The following is a 21,234-nucleotide window of genomic DNA, read 5'->3' on the forward strand; positions in this document are numbered from 1 at the left end:
GGTCTACCCGGCGCTGATCTGTGGCGCGGCGGTGGTGCTGCGCGGCAACGAGGTGTGGGACAGCGAAACCCTGTATCAGCAAATTCTTGCCCGGGACATCAGCATCGCCGACCTGACAACGGCGTACTGGAACGTGGTGGTGCAGGACTTCGCCGATCATGGCCCGCGCGACTACGGTCGTCTGCGCCAGATGGTGGTGGGCGGTGAAGCCATGCCGCCGCAAGCCATCGCGGCGTATCGGCGTGCAGGGCTTGAGCAGGTGCAACTGATCAACGCCTATGGCCCGACCGAGGCGACAGTCACCAGCACCGTGCTCGACTGCGTTGACTACGTGCAGGACAGCCAGCCGTTGCCGGCAGCGTTGCCGATCGGTCATGGTCTGGCCGGGCGCACGATTCATATCCTCGACAGCGCCGGGCAGCCGGTGCCGCAAGGTGTGGTGGGCGAGTTGCTGGTCGGTGGCGAACTGTTGGCGCGGGGTTATTTCCAGCGTCCTGACCTGACGGCCGATCGCTTCCTGCCTGATCCGTTCAGCACGCTGGGCGGGCGGCTGTATCGCACTGGCGATCTGGCGCGGGTCAACGCTGACGGTTTGATCGAATACGTCGGGCGTCTCGATCATCAGGTCAAGGTGCGCGGTTTCCGCATCGAACTGGGCGAGATCGAGACTTGCCTGTTGCGTCAGGACGGTGTGCGTCAAGCATTGGTGCTGGCGCAGCCGGGGGCGGGTGGACAGCAGCTGGTGGCTTACGTCGTGCCGCACGATGAGGCATTGGCTGGCAACGCCAATGCCGCGTGGTTGCAAGTATTGCGCGACGGGCTGAAAAACAGCCTGCCGGACTACATGCAGCCAAGCCACGTGTTGCTGTTGGCGCAAATGCCGATCGGTCCGAGCGGCAAGGTGGATCGCAAGGCCTTGCCACTGCCCGACACTCAGGTGTCGAGCGAAGAGTTCGTCGCGCCACAGGGCTCGCTGGAGCAGCAGATCGCGCAGGTCTGGCAGGACGTGCTGGAGCGTGAGCAGATCGGGCGCAACGCGCACTTCTTCGAGGCCGGCGGTCATTCGTTGCTGGCGACCCAGGCCGTCTCCCGGTTGCGCAAAGTCACCGGTCTGACGCTGAGCCTGCGCGATCTGTTCGGCGCGCCGGTGCTCAAGGATCTGGCGGCGGTCATGCAGGCCAACGTCGGGGCCGAGCTGGCGGCGTTCGATTCACGTCAGGTCGAGCTCAAGGCGCACGGCGCCAAGAGCAGCGCGCCGCTGTCGCTGGTGCAGCGCCGCTTGTGGATTGCCGAGCAGCTCTCCGGCGGCACGTCTGCCTATGGCATGCCGATGGCGTTGCGCTTGCGCGGTGACTTGTCGGTGCAGCGCCTGCTGACGAGTTTCGCCGAAGTGGTGCGTCGTCATGAGGTGCTGCGTACCGCTTATGTGCAGGACGATGAGGGTGATCCGATTGCCGTGATCGTCGATGAGGTCGAGCTGGATTTCCCGCTGATCGATCTGTCCGGCCTGTCGCGCAGCGATCAGGAAGAACAGGTGGCGCAAGCCGTCCTCGACAACGCCAACACGCCGATCGACATGGAGCAGGCGCCGCTGTTGCGCGGACGCATCCTGCACCTGAGCCCGAACGAACATGTGTTGCTGTATTCGATGCACCACATCATTTCCGACGGTTGGTCGATGGGGGTGTTGATCAACGAGCTGGTGGAAATCTACGACCGCGCCAGCGCCGGCCAACCGCATGCCTTGCCGGCACTCGCCGTGCAGTATTCGGACTTTGCCCTGTGGCAACAGGCGCTGGAACAACAAGGCGTGCTCGGGCAGCAGGCGAGGTTCTGGAAAGAACAACTGGCGGGCTACAACGGCCAGCTCAGCCTGCCGCTGGACAACCCGCGCGGTGCAACGCCGTCCTACGCTGGCGACGCGGTGCAATTCGCCCTCGGCGCTCGGCTGACTCGTGACGTCCGGGCGCTGGCCTCACGGGCCGGTGTGACGCTGTACAGCACGTTGCTGGCGTCGTTCCAGGTATTGCTGCACCGCGTCAGCGAAGGCGCGGACGTGTTGGTCGGTGCCGACGTGGCCGGGCGTGAGCGGGCGGAGCTGGAGCGCTTGATCGGTTTCTTCGTCAACGTGCTGCCGCTGCGTTCGCGGTTTGTGAGTCAGGCCTCGTTCAGCGGCTTCCTGGCGCAGACCCAGGACACGCTGCTGCAAGCGCTGGAGCACCAGGACCTGCCGTTCGACATGATCGTCGATGCATCGGGCGTGCCGCGTCACAAGGGTATGAATCCGCTGGTGCAGGTGCTGTTCGTGATGAACAACCTGCCGGGCCGCACCCAGGCCATGGGCGGTTTGGACGTCGAAGCGCTGCCGTCGCTGGAGACCCATTCTAAATTCGACATGGCATTGTTCGTTGACGAAGAAGAAGGGCAATTGCTGGGTAATTGGCAATTCGCCACAAGCTTGTTCGGACATGAGCGCATTCAGTACCTGGTCAAGGCCTGGATAGCCCTGTTGGAACAGATCGTCGCTGATCAGGACATTCAATTGGGAGCTATCAGCATGCCAGTCGACAATTCAGCAGCGGCCACCCGGCCGTCTGCCCCCGGACCCAAGGCCGACAAACTGGGCAAATTCCTCAAGCGCGGCGCTGCCCCGGTGGCCAAGGCACGCCCGGCGCCGGTGCGTGAATCGTTGATGGCAGCGCCACAACCGTTCCCGCTGCTGGTGGAACCGAACGACCCGCAACTGGACCTGATCGAGTGGATCAAGAACAACCGGCCGCTGATCGAGACGAAGCTGGCCACCCACGCCGGCATCCTGTTCCGCGGTTTCGAACTCGACGGCATTCAGGGCTTTGAAGCCTTCGCCGAAGCGATCCAGCCCGGTCTGTACGGCCAGTACGGCGACCTGCCGAAGAAAGAAGGCGGCAAGAACACCTACCGCTCCACGCCGTACCCGGAACGCAAAATGATTCTGTTCCACAACGAGAGCTCCCATCAGGACCGCTGGCCGCGCAAGCAGATGTTCTATTGCGAAGTGGCGGCACCGATTGGCGGCGCGACGCCGGTGGTGGATTGCCGCTTGATGTACGAAAAACTGCCGGCGGACCTGCGCGACAAGTTCGAGGAAAAGGGTCTGCTGTATGTGCGCACCTTCACCGACAAACTGGACGTGTCGTGGCAGCACTTCTTCAAGACCGAAGACCGTGCCGAAGTCGAGGCCCGTTGCCGGGCCGGCGGTATCGAATGGCGTTGGCTGGACAACGACGAACTGCAAACCCGTACCCCCGGCCCGGCGATCATTCGTCACCCGGTGACCGGTGCGAAATCGTTCTTCAACCAGGTGCAACTGCACCACATCTACTGGCTGGAGCCGGATGTGCGTGAAGACCTGCTTTCGATGTTCGGTCTGGAGCGGATGCCGCGCCACGTTTACTACGGGGATGGCACGCCGATCGAGGACGAGGTGATGCAGCGCATCGGCGAACTCTACGAGGCATGCGCCGTACGGTTCGACTGGCAGAAGGGCGACGCCATTCTGCTCGACAACATGCTGGTGGCGCATGCCCGCGATCCGTTCGAAGGGCCGCGCAAGATTGTCGTGGCCATGGGCGACATGTTCGACCACAGCGACCTGCAAGGCGCCCGTGGCGAGCCGGTCCGCGCAACCGAAGGAACAGAGGCATGAACGAGGTGGTGATGGAACAACAGGACGTGGGGCAAGCGTTGACCCCCGAGCAACAGATGCTCTGTGAGCAGCTGCCGGGCGCTGCATGCTGGGCCGACGCTGCACGTTTCTTGCGCATCGATATTGCCGGCGAGCTCGACGTGGCGCGCCTGCAAGCGGCTTTCGACCAGGTGCTGGCGCAGCAACCGATGCTGTTGGCCCGGTTGGCCAAGGCTCCGGGTTTTCATGGCCTGCGCCAGTTCAGCGTCGCCGCCGGGTGCTTCCCGCTGACCGTGCAAAACGCACCGGCCCGCGAAGCCGACATTCAGGCGCAATTGACCGAGTGGGCGCAGCGCGCCTTTGTTCACGGCGAATCTGCCGGTGCGCAAGCGGTGTTGTACGCATTGCCGGAACAACGTTGGGCGCTCCTGCTGGGCGCGGCTCGTCACAGCCTGGATGGCAACGCGCTGACGCTGCTCTATCAGCACTTGCTGCGCGCGTATGAACAGCGTGAATGGCCTGAAGACGAAGAGTCGGGTGAGTTCGGTCAGTACCTGGAATGGCGCAGCGAAGTGATCCTCGACGAGGATGCCGCGACCGCCCGGGCGTATTGGCAGGCACAGCTCAATGGCCTCGATGCGAGCCTGTCGACGCCTTGGCTGGCGGCGCGCGTGTCCACGGTATCGGGCGCGGATTCGGCGACCCTTCAAAAGCCACTCGACGCGGCATTGATCGCGGGGCTTGAGCACCTGGCGCAGACCGTTGCACAACCGGTGACGGTGTTGATGCAAAGTGCCTGGTGGCTGTTGCTGGCGCGTTTGAGCGGTCGCGACGAAGTGCTGATGGGCTGGCGCCACGATGGTCGTGAAGACTATGAGTATTTCTCCGGTGCGATCGGCGTGTTCGAGAAAACCCTGCCGCTGAATCTGCCCGTGGAGGCCGATCAGTCATTCGCACAATGGCTGCCGACAGTCGCCGCGCGCCTGGAAGAACATCGTCTCTGGCAGGAATACTGGACCCCTGAGCTGCAACCGGCGGCTGCACGTCCGGACTATGGTTTTGCGTTGCATCGTCAGGCGCAGCCGGTAGTGATCGGCGCGACCCGTTACACAGCGCAGTCGGTGGAGACCGGGCGCGGTAGGGTGTTCGAGTTGCTGCTGCAAGTGCAATTGAATGCCGAGAACGTGGCCAGCGCGGTTGCGCTTGAATATGCCGCGCAGCGCTACAGCGCGGCGTCCATGCAGGTGCTGCTGGATCAATATGTCACGCTGCTGGACCAGCTTGCGGCCGACGCAAACGTGCCGTTGAGAGCGATCAGCCTGCTGACCGACGCCGAGCGTCAGCGCTTGCTGTCGATCAATCCGTCTGCCCGCGCTTGGGTTGAAACACCTATGCTGCCGCAACGCATTGCCGAGTGGGCACAGTCCACGCCAGAAGCGCTGGCACTGACCGATGAGACCGGCCGCCTGAACTACGCGCAGTTGCAGGCCCAAGTCGAGCGGCTGGCGGCGGGGTTGCATGCCGAGGGTGTGGGCCGTGATTCGATCGTCGCGCTGGCCTTGCCGCGTTCGGCAGCGCTGGTGGTGGCGATGCTCGCGATCTGGCGAGTCGGCGCGGCGTATCTGCCGCTGGATCGCCAATGGCCGGTGGCCCGTCAGCAACTGATGCTCGAACAAGCGCGTGCCGGTCTGTTGCTGACCGACGCCACGCAGGTCGCTGAATGGCAGGACAGTGCGCTGCCGGTGCGTTCCATCGATCAATTGTTGGCAACGGACGCTGCGCCGGCTCCGGCCCATGAAACGCAGGGCAGCGATCTTGCGTACGTGCTGTTCACTTCGGGTTCTACCGGCACGCCGAAAGGCGTGTCGATCGAGCACCGCCATTTGCTCAACTACACCGCGAGTGTCAGCTCGGCACTGGGGCTGGACGGTCACCGGCACTTCGGTCTGACCTCCACGGTGGCGGCGGATCTGGGCAACACGACGTTGTTCGGCGCGCTGTTCAACGGTGCAGCGCTGCATGTTGCCAGCGATGCACAGATGCAGGACGCGCAGGCCTTCGCCGGCTATGTGCAGGCGCATGCCATCGACTGCCTGAAAATCGTGCCGTCGCATCTGGCCGCACTGCTCGACAGTGAAACCCCGCATTTGCCGCGAACCCTGGTGCTGGGCGGGGAGGCGATTGCCGCACCGCTGATTCAGCGAATCGCGCAGGTGCGCAGCGATTGCCAGGTGTTCAACCATTACGGCCCGACCGAAACCACGGTCGGCGTGATGGTGCACAAGGTTGCGCCGGGGCAGGGCGCCGGATGGCTGAGCCAGGTGCTCGACAACAATCAGGTGTACGTGCTCGACGCGCAGCAGCAATTGGCGCCGGTCGGTGTCGTTGGCGAGTTGTATGTTGGCGGTGCGCAGCTGTTTCGCGGGTACGTCAATGTCGACGCCGAGGCGGGACTGTTGATCGACAGCCCGTTCATCAGCGGCGAACGCCTGTATCGCACCGGCGATCTTGCGCGCTACCTGCCTGAGGGGGCGATTGTCTTGCACGGGCGGCGCGATCATCAGATCAAGGTGCGCGGTTTCCGTATCGAGCTGACGGAAGTCGAGGCGCAATTGCTGCGCCAGCCGTCCGTGCAGGAAGCGGCGGTGGTTGCCGGGGACAGTCCTGAGCAAGGCTTGCAGGCGTTTGTCGTGGCCCGTGAATCGCTGGCCGCGGACAGTCTGCGCGAGCAACTGGCGCAGCAACTGCCGGCGGTGATGGTGCCGCAGCAGATTCGCTTCATCGAACGCCTGCCGAGGCTGGCCAACGGCAAGATCGACCGCAAGGCTTTGCAGCAATTGGCCGATCAAGGCGTCGACGACGATTACGTCGCGCCGCGTGACGCCCTCGAAACGTTGCTGGCCGGACGCATGGCGCAGTTGCTCGGGCAGGATCGCCTGAGTATCGATCGCGACTTTTTCGCTGCCGGTGGCCACTCGTTGCTGGTGATCAAACTGGTCGCGGGGATTCGCAAGCTGCTGCAGTGCGAAATCCACCCGGGCGTGGTCTTCGACCATCCGACCGTGGCCGGGCTTGCGCAAGCGTTGCGCGGTCAGGAAGCAAGTCCGGGGCAGCTGGACAAACTGGCTCAGGCGCGGGTGCGTCTCGAGTCCATGAGCCCCGAGGAAAAAGCCCTGCTGACCGAAAAGGCCCGGCAGCTGCAAGCCGCCAAGGTGGCCCAGGACGTTTAACCGTCCGGCCAGGAAAAACCGTCGCCTCAGTGCGACGGTTTTTTTTAATTTATTTCACAAATGATAAACAAACGCATTCCGGTTTTTCCGGTCTGCTCCGTCTTACTAACGTAAGCGCGTGAATCGACTCGAAAAAGGGCCTTTTCAGTCAGGTTTTCACGCGGCAACAAACGGATTTCTTACGCAACCCGTGACCGGCCCGCGTCTCTGCGCGGGCGACTGTTGCCCGGGGAGGGGCCAGTCGATCGATTCACATGATTGAACGATCCCGCAGCGCAGGTGTGCATTTCGAGGGGCGCTCGGCGCCCCGCAGGCTTTTCCACTTCGACCAATAATAGAGAGCACAATGTCCGCAATTCACGAATTGAAACCCCTGCTCAAGGCCCTGGTGATGTCCCGAACGTTGCGCTCGCGCTCTGTGCTGTCGGGAATGGGCATGGCGTGCCTGCTGCCGCTCAGCGCTCAGGTTCTGGCCGAGGACAAAGCCTTCAATATCGCGGCACAGTCCCTGCCACAGGCGCTGCAGGCGTTTGGCGAGCAAAGCAACATGCAGGTCATCTACAGCGCCGATGATCTGGCGGGCCTCAAGAGTTTTGCAGTCAAAGGCAACATGACACCGGAGTCGGCCATCGGCCAGCTCCTGCGCGGCACCGACGTGCGCTTCACCGTGGAAGGCAACACCCTGATGCTGGTGCGCAGTGGCAGCGCCAAGGGGCTGGAGCTGGGTGCAACCACGATCAACGCCAGCGCGCTGGGCACCACCACCGAAGGCACCCATTCCTACACCACCGGTGCCGTGACCATCGGCAAGGGCCAGCAGAAACTCAAGGACATCCCGCAGTCGGTCAGCGTCCTGACCCGCAAGCGCATGGATGACCAGAACATCAGCAATCTGACCCAGGCAGTCGAAGCCACCACCGGCCTGACCGCGCTGAAGTCGCCGGGCCCGGGCATTTTCATTTACTCCCGTGGTTTCGACATCGAAGCGATCCAGTACGACGGCGTGCCGATCCCGCGCAACGTGTATGCGCTGGGCAGCTACATCACTGAAAACATGGCGATCTACGACCGCATGGAAGTGATCCGTGGCGCGGCCGGCCTGCTGCAAGGCGCGAACAGTCCGGGCGGCGCGATCAACATGGTGCGCAAGCGCGGCCAGGCCGAACCGACCGTGACCCTTTCTGCCAAGGCGGGCAGCTGGGACCGTTATGGCTCCCAGGCTGACGTAGGTGGCCCGCTGAACGATGCCGGCACCATCCGTGGTCGCGCAGTGGTCAACTATGAAAAAGACCATTCGTTCACCGATTACGCCTGGAATTGGGAACAGACCGTGTACGGCGCCCTGGACTTCGACCTGGATGAAGACACCGTGCTCGGTATCGGTTTCAGCAACAAGAAGAGCCACGGCCGTCCATACCTGCTGGGCCTGCCGCGTTACGCCGACGCGAGCAACATCAATCTGCCGCGCTCGACCTATACCGGTGCAACCTGGAACCGTTCGATGAACGACCAGACTGCGGTGTACGCCGACCTTGAACACCACTTCAACGACAGCTGGAAAATCAAGGCCTCGGCCATCGCCATGAACGAGTCGAACGAGGCGACCTACCAGTTCATCGCCGGCGTGGTGCCGGTGGGTGGCAGTACCGGTCCGCGTTTCTCCGACTACGCGACCGATTTTGCCAACAAGAACCGTGCGTTCGATATCTACCTCGACGGCCAGTTTGAAGGCTTCGGCTTCAAGCAAGGCCTGACCGTGGGCGCCAACTATTCCAAGTTCACCAGCGATGACAAATACGCTCGCCAGTTCACCCCCGGCGTAGACATCTTCGACATCGATCACAATCGTCCGCAGAAGTCGTTCGACATGATCGCCGACGCCGCCAACCTGGCCGTGAGCACCTACGATGTTCGCCAGAAGGGCCTCTACGGCAGTTACAAGATCAACCTGACCGATCCGCTGACCCTGATCCTCGGGGCGCGTACCAGCTGGTATGACTTCTCCTTCGACCAGGACAACTACTTCGCCCGCGAATTGCAGGAAGGCGGCGAGAAGAACTCGATCAAGAGCACCGGCCGTGTGACGCCTTACGTCGGCATGGTGTATGCGCTCAACGAACAGTGGTCGGCCTACGGCAGCGTTGCCGAAGTGTTCATTCCGCAAACCCAGTTGACCAAAGAGAAGACTGCGCTCAAGCCGATCGAAGGCACCAACTACGAGCTGGGGATCAAGGGCGAGTTGATGGATGGCCGCTTCAACACCTCCCTGGCGTTGTTCCGCTACATCCAGAAAAACCGCGCCGTGTCTGACCTGACCACCGACATCGAAGGGCCTGAGGCCTGCAACGGCTGGTACTGCTCGACGGCGTCGGGTAAGGTTCGCAGCCAGGGTCTGGAGGCGGAAATCGCCGGTGAACTGTTCGATGGCATGCAGATCTCCAGCGGCTATACCTACAACACCACCAAGTTTCTTGAAGACTCCGACCTCAAGGGCAAGCGCTTCGCCACCGGTACGCCGATGCACATGTTCCGTCTCTGGGGTGACTACACCCTGCCGGGCGACTTCAACAAGGTCAGCGTCGGTGCCGGCGTGAATGCCCAGAGCAGCACGGTCAGCTTCGACCGCAGCTTCGATCTGCCGGGCTTTGCCATCTGGGGTTCGCGTGTTGCCTACCAGGCCACCGATGAGGTCAATCTGGCGGTCAACCTGAACAACATGTTCGACAAGCGCTACATCATTCCGGCCTTCGCCCAGATCAACAGCAACAGCTACTACGGCGACCCGCGTAACGTGATGTTCAGCGTGACGTACAAACCGCAGTTCTGATCCACCGCTAACACCCGAACCCGGCCTGCCATTGCAGGCCGGGTTTTTTATTGCCCGGAAGAAAGGCTCCAGCGACGGATGAACGAAAAAGCGGCCAAAGAAAAAACCCGTCAATCAATGATTGACGGGGTTTTTCAGGTCCTGCACAGAGGCTCAGCGCACTCGACTGTTGCTCAGGAACGTATCGATCAGGGGTTCAAGCAGTTCATCCTGGAAGATCATGCTGCGGTGTTCCAGAGGTGACAGTATCGAGCAGTTCAGTTCGCCCGATTGGCTGTAGCGCTGAATCAGCGCCTGGCTGAAGGCCAGTTCCTCTGCAGTTTTTTCCGGGACGGCCCACCAGCAACTCGGTTTGACCCGCAGAGACTTGTAGGTGAAGGCCTCGAAGGCTTCCACCAGACGCTCGTGGACCGAGAACGCCTGGGCGTTCATGACTTCACTCTTGATGTTCTGCACAACGGCCAGCAAGTCGCCTTGGCCCGGTTCGACCTGACCGGCCGCCCAGTCATAGAAGTCCTTGACGCTGCCGTGCGGCGACGTTTGCAGGTAGGCAGCGGTGCGCGGTGCCAGGGTCGGGAACAACAGATTGAAGTAGTGCACGGCATCGAGCACTTCTTCGGAGGTGACGCCGAGCGCTTCGTCGTCCGTTCGCTGGAAGCGTGGCAGGTCGGCAGGGAAGGCCGACGCCGGCACGGTGCCGTCGACCAGCCCCAGAAACGCCACTTCGTGACCCTGAGACTCCAGCGTCGCGGCCACGTCCATGGCCAGCGGGCCACCCAACGACCAGCCCATCAGGTGATAAGGCCCCTGCGGCTGGGTGTTGACGATTTCACGGCTGTAGTCGGCGATCATCTCCGACCAGGTTTGCGCGTCGTTGTGTTGCTGCGCGAAGCCGCGATGCATCACGCCGTAGACTTTCGCCCGGTTGTTCAGGCGTTTGGCCAGCGGCTGATAGCAGAACACGATGCCACCGCTGGGGTGCAGGCAGAACAGTGCCGGTGCGTCGGCCGGTGCGTTGTTGAGTTCGACCACACACTGCGCGGTTGCGAAATGCTGGCGAGCGACGAAAGCGGACAGTTCGGCGATGGTCGGGTGAGCCAGCAACTCTTGCAGACGTACTTCGATATCGAGCTGTGCCTTGAGCTGGGCGATCAACTGGATCGCGAGAATCGAATGGCCGCCCAACTCGAAGAAGTTGTCGGTGATCCCGACGCGCTCAATGTTCAACGATTGCTGCCAGAGACCGGCCAGCGCTTCTTCCAGCGGATTGCCCGGCGCCACGTAGGTTCGTTGCCAGAGGCTGGCATCCGGTTCCGGCAGGGCTTTGCGGTCGAGTTTGCCGTTGGCGTTCAAGGGGAAGCGCTCAAGGAACAGCAAGTGTGCAGGCACCATGTAATCGGGCAATTGCCCACGCAGTGCGGTGATCAGAGTGTCGCGCAGTTCCGTCGAATCCGCTGCGATGACGTAGGCCACCAATTGCAGACCGCTCGGGCCGTCGTGGGTCAGCACCGCGCAATCCTGCACCTGTGGCTGATCAAGCAGACGCGCTTCGATCTCGCCCAGTTCGATGCGAAAGCCGCGGATTTTTACTTGATGGTCGATCCGTCCGACGTATTCGATGCTGCCGTCGTTGCAGTATTTCGCCAGGTCGCCGGTACGGTACAGACGCCCACCCGCAACACTGTCGAAGGGGTCGGGGATGAAACGCGTAGCGGTCAGGTCGGTGCGGTTCAGGTAACCCCGGGCCAGCCCGGCGCGACCGATGTACAGCTCACCGGTGCAGCCTTTGGCGACCGGGTTGAAGCCTTCATCCAGCAGATACCAGGACAGGTCGGCAATCGGCACGCCGATAGGGCTGGCGGACTCGGCGTTCAGGTCAGCCAGTGACAGCGGCCGGTAGGTGACGTGGACGGTGGTTTCGGTGATGCCGTACATGTTGATCAGTTGCGGGGTCTGATCGCCGAAGCGTTCGAACCAGGGGCGCAGGCTTTTTACCTCGATCGCCTCACCGCCGAAAATCACGTAGCGCAGGTGCTGGGTCAACGGCTGGTCGGCTTCACAGGCGACTTTCATCAGTTGCTTGAACGCCGACGGCGTCTGGTTCAGCACGCTGACTTTTTCCTCGCAGAGCAGCGTGTAGACGTCTTGCGGCGAACGGCTGACGGCGTGGGGCACGATTACCAGGCGACCGCCGTACAGCAGCGCGCCAAAGATCTCCCAGACCGAGAAGTCGAAGGCATAGGAATGGAACAGGCTCCAGACATCGTTCTGATCGAAGCCGAACCAACCAGTGGTGGCTTCGAACAGACGTACGACGTTGTGATGCGCGAGCAGGGCGCCCTTGGGTTTGCCGGTCGAACCGGAGGTATAGATCACGTACGCCAGATTGTCCGGCTGCACGGCGACGTCGGGGTTGTGCTCGGCGGCGTCGATCAGGCTCGTGGCGTCGTCGAGCAGCACGCAGCGCACGTGGGCCGGCAATGGCAATTGCTCACGCAGATGGGACTGGGTCAGCACCCAGTCGATGCGGCTGTCCTCGATCATGTAGGCCAGGCGATCTGCCGGGTAGGCCGGGTCCAGTGGTACATAGGCGCCGCCGGCCTTGAGAATCGCCAGCAGGCCGATCAGCATTTGCGGCGAGCGCTCGGCGGCGATGCCCACCAGCACATCCGGGCCGACACCGTTGGCGATCAAGCGGTGGGCCAGACGGTTGGCCTGGCGGTTGAGCTCGGCGTAGCTGACCTGTTGTGCGCCGAAGGTCAGGGCGATGGCGGCACCGTCGCGCGAGACCTGCGCTTCGATCAACTGATGCAGGCATAGCGACGGGGCGATTCGGGTCTGCTGCGGGTTCCATTCGGCGAGGGTCTGCCGATGCTCTTCGGCTTCAAGCAACTGCAACTCGTCCAGGCGTAAATCGGAGCTGGCGATCAGTTGCAGCAGCAGTTGTTGCCAGTGCCGGGCCATGCGCTCGATGGTATCGGGGGTGTAAAGGTCGCGGCTGTATTCGAAGGTGGCTTGCAGGTTCTGCGGACTGAAGTCGACGTCCAGCGACAGGTCGAACTTGGCCTGGCTTTCGCCGGCATCGAGAAATTGCAGGTTGAGCCCGGCCCATTCCACGGCCGCTGGCTCGCCGCCGCCCGTGCGCCAGTTGAACAGCACCTGGAACAGCGGATTGAGCGAGGTGGCACTGCCGCGTTGCAGTTGATCGAACAACAGCTCAAGAGGGTAATCGGCGTGTTCCAGGGTCGCCAGTGAATGCGCGCGCAAGGCGTGCAGGAAGTCCCGCACCGGTTGCTGGCCGTCGAGCGTCGCCTTGTACACCTGACTGCTGACAAAAAAGCCCACCAGTTCCTGGCTGTCGCTGCGGTTGCGGCTGGCGTTGGGCACGCCGACGGTGAATTCGCGTTGCTGACTGTAACGGCCCAGCAGCAATTGCCACGCGCCCATCGCCAGCACGAACGGGGTCAGGCCTTCGTTCTGGCAGAAGCGGTTGAGGGCTTGCAGCGCTGTGGGCTCAAGGCTCAGAGAATGACGCCCGGCCAAGTGTTGCTGGCCTTCGGCGCGGGCATGATCGACGGGCAGTTCAAGCACCGGCAGTTCGCGACCCAGATACTGACGCCAGTAATGGTCGGCGCGCTTGCAGGCGACGCCGTCGAGGTATTCGCTGCGTTGCCACTGCGCGTAGTCGCTGTACTGGATCGGCAACTCGCTCAGCACCGGAGCGAGGCCGGCGCTGGCCTGCGCATAGGCGCGCGCCAGATCCTGCATGAGGATCGCGTTGGACCAGGCGTCAGACACGATGTGGTGCATGTTCAGCAGCAGCACATGTTCACGCTCGGCGGTCTTGACCAGGGTGGTGCGGATCAGCGGCGCGCGGCTCAGGTCGAACGGTTGCAGGGCCTGGGTTTGCAGGCGTTGTTCGAGGTGCAGGCGACGGGTGTCCTCATCCAGTGAGGAAAGGTCCTGGCGCTTGAGGTTCAGGCGTGTCTGGCGCTCGACCACCTGGGTCGGCACACCGTCGATTTCGCGAAAGGCACTGCGCAAGATGTCGTGGCGGTCGATCACCGCGTTGAGCGCGGTTTCCAGCGCCTGCGGATCGAGGTCACCGTCCAGGCGCAGGGCGCGCGGCAAGTTGTAGGCGGTATTCGTCGGTGCCTGTTGCTGCACCAGCCACAGGCGTTGCTGGGCGTACGACAGCGGCGCCCGATCCAGGCGCGCGCGGCGGGTGGCGACCGGGTCTGGCTCGACGGCGTCGGCATCGGCCAACAGCAGCGCCAGCAGGTCATCATCAAGAAGTTCGTTCATGGCTTTCTCTTAACACTCGACAGGGGCGGGCCCGGTTCAGCAGACGGCTGCCGGGGCTTTTTCGCTGATGACCTGGCCGCCTTGCATGCGTACCAGTTGGTCGGCGACGTCGAAATAACGGTCGTCGTGGGAGATCACGATGATGGTCTTGCCCAGGTATTTGAGTTCCGGCAACAGCTCGGTGTAGAAAATCCGCCGGAACACCGGGTCCTGATCCGCTGCCCATTCGTCGAACACCAGCACCGGACGTTCTTCCAGCCAGGCGTTGAGCAGGGCCAGACGCTTGCGCTGGCCGGTGGACAGGTCGGTGGTGCTGAACGCGCCATCTCGTATGCTGACCTTGTGCGAAATCTCCAGGCGTTCGAGGTAGCGGTTGGCGTCCTCGGGCACTTGCTGATCGCCCTGCACCAGTTCGTCGAACAGGTAGTAGTCGGCAAAAATCGTGGTGAACAACTGACGGTAATCGTCACGGTTCTCGGCCACCACGGGCGCACCGTTGAGCAGGATTTCCCCGCCCTTTGGCGCGTACAGCCCCAACAGCAATTTGATCAGGGTGGTTTTGCCGCCGCCGTTTTCGCCGACGATGAACATGATTTCGCCCTGACGGATCGACAGATTGACCGGGCCGAGGGTGAACGGTTTGTTGTCGCCCACGGCTGCAAATGCATAGTGAACATCACGCAGTTCCAGATGCTCGACCACCGGTTTGACGCTGGCGGTGTCGCTCAGCAGCAGGTGCGGTTCCGGGGAGGAAAACTGTTCCGCCAGATCGGCAATGCGTTTGAAGGCGATGTTGGCGCGACTGACCACCGGCAGGGTGGTCACCAGGTATTCCAGCGGGCCCTTCATGTACAGCAGCACCAGCACGAAACCGCTGAGCACCGCTTTGTCGGTGCCCAGCCAGAAGGATTGCAGGGCGAGTGCCAGGCCGATCACCACGAAGAACAGCATCGAGCCAAACGTCTTGGCGACCACGAAGGTGTTGATCGAACGGATGTGGGTGTTGCAGATGTAATCGGCGGTGCCTTCGATGCGCTGGCTGAACATGCGCTGACGGCGCGGGCGATGGATGCGCAGTTCCTTGGCGCCGGCCGCGATGGCGCTGTAGTGCTTTTGCAGTTCGTCTTCGGCTTCACGGGCGGCTTCAAAGCCTTTGATGCCTTTGGCTCGGGCGATGTACTGCACGACGGTGCCGATGATGATCGCCACCAGCAACAGCGCGAACATCGGCACCGAGAGGTAGGCCAGGTAACCCAGGCAACCGAGGGTGACGGTGAAGGCGATGGCCAGTGGCGCGAAGGAAAACGCGAAGTCGCTGACGGTGTCGACGTCATGGGTCAGCACCGGGATCAGGCGATGGCTGCGGAAGCGTTCGATCTGCTCGATCGGCGCCAGCAGGACTTTTTCACCGAGCGATTTTCGCAGTCCGGCAATGATGTGCTGGCCGACATGGTTGGTGCCGATGTCGGACAGGATCGAACTCAGCAGCGCCAGTGCACAGAGCCCGGCGAAACTGGCGAGCACACCCAGTGACGGGCTCCCGTTGGCGTTCAGGGCGTCATTGATGGTCGCCAGCAACGCCGTGACGCTGAGGCCGCCGACCATGCCGAGCATGATCGAAATCAGGACCACCAGCCAATAGGGCTTGAGCAGGCTGAGAACTTCGCTGATGGCGCCACGGGATTTAGTGGTCATGGTGGATTCCGCTTTTGAAGGCCGCTGGGGGCGATGATTCGAGAAAAACCGGGAAGGCGTCGACCCGATGGTCGACGCCGGGGTGGATCAGAGGTCGCGGGCTACACGAAAGCCCAGCCAGTCGCCCCGCACTTTGGGGTAGACCGCGTTGCGGTTGCCGGAGCGCGAGAACACCGGCGCCTCGCCCCAGTCATTGCCGCGGATGCGCCGGATGCTGCAGTCGCCGGTCAGCCACGCGCTGCCGTCACTCGGGGCACCGGCGTAGTTTTCGTTGTAGCAGTCAGCGGTCCATTCGTAGACGTTGCCGTGCATGTCATAGACGCCGAAGGCGTTGGCCGGAAAGCTGCCGGCCGGCGCGGTAAAGTTGTAGCCATCGGCGGCGCCGTAGGTGTTGGCGTGTTTGGCGATGCTGTATTCCTTGCCCTCATCGAACGGGAACGGGAAGGGCCCGGCGCTGCCGGCACGCGCGGCGTATTCGCGCAGGGACTCACTGACCAGACGGTATTGCTTGCCGGTCTTTTTCGAGAGCCACGCCACGTACGCGTTGACTTCGGCGAAGTCCATGCACACGGCCGGATGCTTGTCGGTGTACTGCTTGCGCGGATCGCTGCCCGCGTAATCCGGAATCCCGGCCTTGCACGCGCGGCCCTCGCGATCATCGCCGTCGGGCATCTGATAACCGGTGTCCTTGAGATAGGCGTCCCATTGGCCCCGAAGGACCTGAAAGCGGCTGATGGCCAGCGGTTTGGCGAACGTCACCGGGTGCATCGGGCCTTCGTCCGGTTCGCGGCCGACTTCGTCTTCCGGGGTGCCCATGGTGAACGTGCCGGTGGGCAGCACGACCATTTCCGGGCAGTCCTTGCAGTCTTTGAACACCTTGCCCGGCTGCAGCGGTTCAGCCGCCTGCGCCAGTCCCGACAACAGGCTGGCGAGCAGGGCGGCCAGGGTCAGCGCGGGGAGCGACTTGATGGAAAAACTACGTAGCTCACTGTTCATCATTTCTCTCGATAACAGGTTTAAAGGCGTTCACGGTGCTCAGATCTGGCTGACGAGCACGGTCATGAAACGGTCGATTTCTTGTTCGGTGTTCAACAGGCCCGGCGCGCTGCGAATGACCGGGCCGACGTCGCGGTCGACGGCATCGGCGATCACCTTGTTCTGCATCAGGTAGGCGGCGATCTTGTCGCAGTCCTTGCCCTTGACCCGGAAGAAGGTGAAACCGGCGGAGAGTTCGGGGCTCAGCGGCGTCACCAGTTCGATCTGCGGATGTTCCTGCAGGCGCTTTTTCAGGTAGCTGTTCAAGCCGTGAATACGCGCCTGGACGTCGGCCTTGCCCAGTTGCAGGTGTAATTTGAACGCTTCGTTCAAGGCCCAGCGGTGCTCGAAGGCGTGATAGCCGCCGGGGGTCATGGTGGTGGAAAACGCGGTGGCTTCGGAGAAGGTCGGAATGATCGGCGTGATGTACCTGACCTGGTCGAAACGGCTGCAGACGATGCCGGTGCCGCGTGGGCCGAACATCCATTTGTGGGTGCCGGCGATAAAGAAGTCGCAGTTCATGGCCGGGAAACTCAGGTCATCGACGCCGAAACCGTGCACGCCGTCCACCAGATAAATGATCCGGTTGTCGTCCGAACGGCCCTTGTTGTGCTTGTCGACCAGCGCGCCGATTTCGCCGATCGGCAGTTTCACGCCGCTGCCCGAATGCACCCAGCACATGCCCAATACACGGGTTTCCGGGCGGATGTTGCTGTCGATCGCCGCCAGGATTTCGGCCTTGGTCGCCGTGTGCGGATCCTTGAACAGACGGATCTTGCGCACCTTGGTGCCTTCACGCTGTGTGCGCAGCGCGAGGATGGTGTGGGTGGCGTAGTGTTCGTGTTGAGTGGTGAGGATTTCCTGATCGGCACGCACATGGGCGCCGCCGTAAATCATCGCCAGGCCCTCGGTGGTGCTGCCGGTCAGGGCGATCTGTCTGGCGTCGGCTTGCAGATAACGCCCGGCCCAGACCCGTACCTCTTCCTCGCGCTGCTCGATCACGCCCAGGTCCCAGTCCATCGCCAGCCCCGGGTTCTTGTCGAGGGCGGCGCGGTGCAGGGCGATGGCGTCACGCACCGGTCTGGGGTGCGAGGTAATCAGGAAGTTGGAGAAGTGCAGGCAGTCGGGATCCTGCTCGAACAGTGTGCGTAATTGCGTCCACTTGTCCTGTGCCGGCGCCGCTGGCGCAACATTCGTGGTGTTGTCGGTGCTGGCGCCGTGGGCGATGCCCGAGGCCAGCGGCAGGCCGGCGGCGAGAATCCCCGCCTGCTTGAGAAACGTACGACGATCACTCATGGCTTGATCTTGTCCTGCTGTGAAATCAGCGCAGGTCGGGCGGCTTTCTGCACCTGATCCCAGACCCGCAGGAAGTTGCCGCCCCAGAGCTTGGCGATGTCTGCTTCGGAGTAGCCGCGCGAAATCAGTTCGGCGGTGACGTTGGGGATGTCGCCGACGTTCTCCCAGCCTTTGACGCCGCCGCCTTCGTTGAAGTCGGAGCTGATGCCGACGTGGTCGATACCGATCTTGCGCACGGTGTAATCGATGGCGTCGCCGTAGTCCTTGAGCGTGGCTTTGGGTTCTTCGTCGAGGATCGCGTAGAGGCGGCTGGCGTACTGGCCGAACTTGGCCTCGGGCCATGCGGCGATGATCGGGTCGCCCGGCATCAGTGCCACGGCGAGGTTGGGCAGTGGCGGCAGGTCAAAGCTTTTGCGCAGTTCGTTGAGCTTGTCCTGGGTGGTCTGGGTCAGCGGGCGCAGGTACTGCGAGAAGCCCACCACCTGCACCACGCCGCCGCTGTTCTTGATCAGTTGCAGTTCTTTGTCGCTGAGGTTGCGGGGGATGTCGACCATCGCCCGTGGCGCCGAGTGCGAGGCCACCATCGGCGTGCGGCTCAGTTGCGCGACTTGCTCCAGGGCTTTGGTCGACATCTGTGACACATCGATGATCACGCCCAAATCGTTGAGACGCTTGACCGCTTGTTTGCCGAGGTCGGAGAGGCCGTCGAGTGCATCCGGCGAATCATTGAAGAACGGCAGCGGCCGGGATGAGTCGGCCCAATCGTTGTTGCCGATGTAGCTGAAACCGAACATGCGCATGCCACGCGCCGTCCACAGGTCCAGCAGGTTCAGGTCGTGGCCCAGCGGGTAGGCGTTGAGCATGCTGATGAAGATCGCGAACTTGCCTTCACCGTGCAGGCGCCGAAAATCTTCGGGCGTGTAGGCAATCCCGACCTGATTGGGGAAGTCGCGGACCATCCCGGAGATGATCTTGTAGCGGATCTCCTGCTGGTTGCGTGCCTCTTCAACGAAACCCGCCGTAGGCTTGTGCGGCGCATTGGCGCCGTTCCACAGTTCCGGCCAGCCGAAAATCGTCAGTGCTGCACCGGACAGTTGCCCGCGATTGGCTTTTATCAGGTCGAACTGACCGGGGCCGTCCTTGTCGGCTTCATTGCCGTGGGTGCCGAAGTCCTGAAGGACGGTGATGTGGCTGTCGAAGGACAGCAGGTGCTGGTGCATCTCGCGGGCCTGGTCCATCACCTTGACCGGATAGCCGAGATTGTCGTTGAGCCAGTAATCCCAGGCTGCGAAGCCTGCTGCGGCACTGATCGCCAGGGCCAGTGGCAGGCCAATGAAAAGAGCCTTTTTCGAACGTGGTTTTGTCATTGCCATCTCAGTCAGGTTCGCCGTCGAGGTGCTGGCGCAGGGGCCATTGCTATCTGGAAAGAACGAGTGATTGGCAACGAAATTTAGTCGCATCGCCCTGTGGCGCGGGCACCCTTAAATTTGTCGGGGCAGCGTACGTTCTAGCTTGGATAAAGCCTGCTTCATGGCTGACACAGGTAGGGCAATGAAGATTTCTCGACGATGGTTCATGGCAGGCCTGGCGCTGACCGGCGCTGCGGTGCCTGCGGCGTATTTTGGTCATCGTGAATGGACCAGACCGGACCCCACGATCACCCCCGGCGAGGCGTCGTTCGACGTGGCCGACACGGCCGGTCAACGCCTGGCGAACAAGTTGCGCGGGGTTTGGGATATCCGTTTCGAGGGCCGCGACGCGGGTGTCGAAGGGCTGCCGGCAAGCGGTCTGCAAGTGTTTCTCGACATCGGCCAGAAGGGGCGCGGTGTCTGCGGCTTTCTGGATACGCCCGAGCGTCTGCGCTCTGGCGAAACACCGCGTTACCGAATAATCGGTGATCTGGCCGAGGGCGACGCGGCGAAGTTGAGCTGGCGGCTGATCAGTGCCAACGGCCATATCGACTACGAACTGCAAATGATCCTCGACGAAGTCTGGGCCGACTTCGGCAACGCCGGCAGCGGCAGCCTCAGCGGTCGGGTGTCACGTCTGGATCGGCCGCTGGCTTTGCCGATGCAGGACAACCGCTTCATTGCCGTGAAACAGTTATTCCCCGAAGCGCGGCAGCGTACGCCGCTGAACCCGACGCTGCTGGCGTGGCTGATCTCCCCCGAACACCGGTTGTTTCACCAGGTCTGGCACGCCACGCGGGACAAGTGGCACACCCTGGCCGAAGACAAACGCAATGCGTTGCGCGGTCTCGGCTGGCAACCCGGCCCGCGCGGCAAGGAGCGCGATGCCCGTGGCGATCGCAAGGATCGCAACGGCTCGGGCGTCGACTTTTTCTTCATGCACCGGCACATGCTGGGCACGGCGCGTTCGATGCAGGATCTGCCGTCGTGGGAATACTTCCCGCTGCCGCAGCCCGAGCTGATCCGCGACCGGGTCGGTTTCGCCCGTTACTTCGACAACCACGACGGCACGGCACTGCCGCCGACGTGGCTGGCCGATGGCGACAACGAATACAGCCAGTGGGTCAGCGACCTGAAAACCGCCGAGACCTACGAAAGCAACTTTCAGGTATGGGAATCGCAATACCGCGATCCGGCTTATCTGGCCAAACTCACGCTGGGTCAGTTCGGTTCTGAAGTGGAGTTGGGGCTGCATGACTGGCTGCATATGCGCTGGGCCTCGGTGCCGCGTGATCCGTCCAACGGCCAGCCGGTGCCGTTTGCCCGTGATCCGGCGGATTTCGCCGCGCGCTGGTTTGCGGCGGAAAACGACTTCCTCGGCGATCCGTTTTCATCCCACGTCAACCCGGTGTTCTGGCATTTCCACGGCTGGATCGATGACCGCATCGAGGACTGGTTCCGCGCTCACGAGCGTTTTCACCCGGGCGAAGTCACCCGGCAAGTGGTCAACGGTGTGCAGTGGTTTGCGCCGGGGCGCTGGAATGAGGTCGCGGATCCGTGGCTGGGGCCGACCACCCACGGTTGCAGCACCACGCCGGGGTTGCAGGTGGGCAAGTCAGTGGAGATGGATCCCGAGACCATGAAGCTGGCGCTGCGCATCACCTTCATCGGCGACGAGAAGAAACTTGCCGCGCTGTTCCGCCGCGTGCCGCAACGGCCGTGGTATGCGCGTCATTTGAAAGCCAAGGTTTAAAACAAAAGATCGCAGCGTGC

9 protein-coding genes (1 of these 9 running past the window's edge) are annotated in these 21,234 nt (G+C 62.4%); 4 read left to right on the forward strand and 5 right to left on the reverse strand.

The genetic code is table 11. The features are described 5' to 3' along the window. The 3 genes from ACODTD_RS21645 to ACODTD_RS21655 form a co-directional block, all read left to right on the forward strand. On the forward strand, window positions 1–3,685 hold the 3' end of the coding sequence (locus tag ACODTD_RS21645; protein WP_489105180.1) for a non-ribosomal peptide synthase/polyketide synthase. 9,821 nt of this gene lie to the left of the window's left edge; 3,685 of the gene's 13,506 nt are visible here — the last part of the coding sequence; its start codon lies beyond the left edge, outside the window; its stop codon occupies window positions 3,683–3,685. Next, window positions 3,682–6,894, forward strand: a complete 3,213-nt coding sequence (locus ACODTD_RS21650; RefSeq protein WP_489105181.1) for a non-ribosomal peptide synthetase — start codon at window positions 3,682–3,684, stop codon at window positions 6,892–6,894. The genes ACODTD_RS21645 and ACODTD_RS21650 overlap by 4 nt, the downstream gene beginning before the upstream one ends. A gap of 346 nt (window positions 6,895–7,240) precedes the next feature. Continuing rightward, window positions 7,241–9,721 (forward strand): TonB-dependent siderophore receptor, encoded by a 2,481-nt coding sequence (locus tag ACODTD_RS21655; RefSeq protein ID WP_011333312.1) that lies wholly within the window; start codon window positions 7,241–7,243, stop codon window positions 9,719–9,721. 153 nt (window positions 9,722–9,874) lie between these two features. Here the strand turns inward: ACODTD_RS21655 and ACODTD_RS21660 are convergent, their stop codons facing one another. The 5 genes from ACODTD_RS21660 to pvdM form a co-directional block, all read right to left on the reverse strand. Continuing rightward, window positions 9,875–14,026, reverse strand: a complete 4,152-nt coding sequence (locus ACODTD_RS21660) for an amino acid adenylation domain-containing protein (protein ID WP_489105182.1) — start codon at window positions 14,024–14,026, stop codon at window positions 9,875–9,877. A gap of 36 nt (window positions 14,027–14,062) precedes the next feature. Beyond that, the gene (locus ACODTD_RS21665) at window positions 14,063–15,721 is read right to left on the reverse strand and encodes a cyclic peptide export ABC transporter (protein ID WP_489105183.1); all 1,659 of its coding nucleotides are present in this window, start codon (window positions 15,719–15,721) and stop codon (window positions 14,063–14,065) included. Between the two features lie 87 nt (window positions 15,722–15,808). Continuing rightward, window positions 15,809–16,717 (reverse strand): dihydropyoverdine dehydrogenase, encoded by a 909-nt coding sequence (gene pvdO, locus ACODTD_RS21670; RefSeq protein WP_489105184.1) that lies wholly within the window; start codon window positions 16,715–16,717, stop codon window positions 15,809–15,811. Between the two features lie 39 nt (window positions 16,718–16,756). Further along, entirely contained in the window at window positions 16,757–18,052 is a 1,296-nt protein-coding gene (gene pvdN, locus ACODTD_RS21675) for a pyoverdine-tailoring periplasmic protein PvdN (RefSeq protein WP_011333316.1), read from the reverse strand. Then, complete coding sequence (pvdM, locus tag ACODTD_RS21680) at window positions 18,049–19,419, reverse strand: pyoverdine-tailoring dipeptidase-like protein PvdM (protein ID WP_489105185.1); 1,371 nt, start codon at window positions 19,417–19,419, stop codon at window positions 18,049–18,051. Before pvdM ends, pvdN begins: the two co-directional genes overlap by 4 nt. Before the next feature lie 184 nt (window positions 19,420–19,603). Here pvdM and pvdP point away from each other — a divergent pair, with 184 nt between their 5' ends. Further along, entirely contained in the window at window positions 19,604–21,214 is a 1,611-nt protein-coding gene (pvdP, locus tag ACODTD_RS21685; RefSeq protein ID WP_011333318.1) for a pyoverdine maturation tyrosinase PvdP, read from the forward strand. Window positions 21,215–21,234 lie beyond the last annotated feature (20 nt).

It is taken from the genome of Pseudomonas sp. FG35 (assembly GCF_057809295.1).

Bases quoted from the DNA above. Each gene is read 5' to 3' on its own strand.
- ACODTD_RS21650 (WP_489105181.1), top strand. From the start codon at position 3,682: ATGAACGAGGTGGTGATGGAACAACAGGACGTGGGGCAAGCGTTGACC.
- ACODTD_RS21655 (WP_011333312.1), top strand. From the start codon at position 7,241: ATGTCCGCAATTCACGAATTGAAACCCCTGCTCAAGGCCCTGGTGATG.
- ACODTD_RS21660 (WP_489105182.1), bottom strand. From the start codon at position 14,026: ATGAACGAACTTCTTGATGATGACCTGCTGGCGCTGCTGTTGGCCGAT.
- ACODTD_RS21665 (WP_489105183.1), bottom strand. From the start codon at position 15,721: ATGACCACTAAATCCCGTGGCGCCATCAGCGAAGTTCTCAGCCTGCTC.
- pvdO (WP_489105184.1), bottom strand. From the start codon at position 16,717: ATGAACAGTGAGCTACGTAGTTTTTCCATCAAGTCGCTCCCCGCGCTG.
- pvdN (WP_011333316.1), bottom strand. From the start codon at position 18,052: ATGAGTGATCGTCGTACGTTTCTCAAGCAGGCGGGGATTCTCGCCGCC.
- pvdM (WP_489105185.1), bottom strand. From the start codon at position 19,419: ATGACAAAACCACGTTCGAAAAAGGCTCTTTTCATTGGCCTGCCACTG.
- pvdP (WP_011333318.1), top strand. From the start codon at position 19,604: ATGAAGATTTCTCGACGATGGTTCATGGCAGGCCTGGCGCTGACCGGC.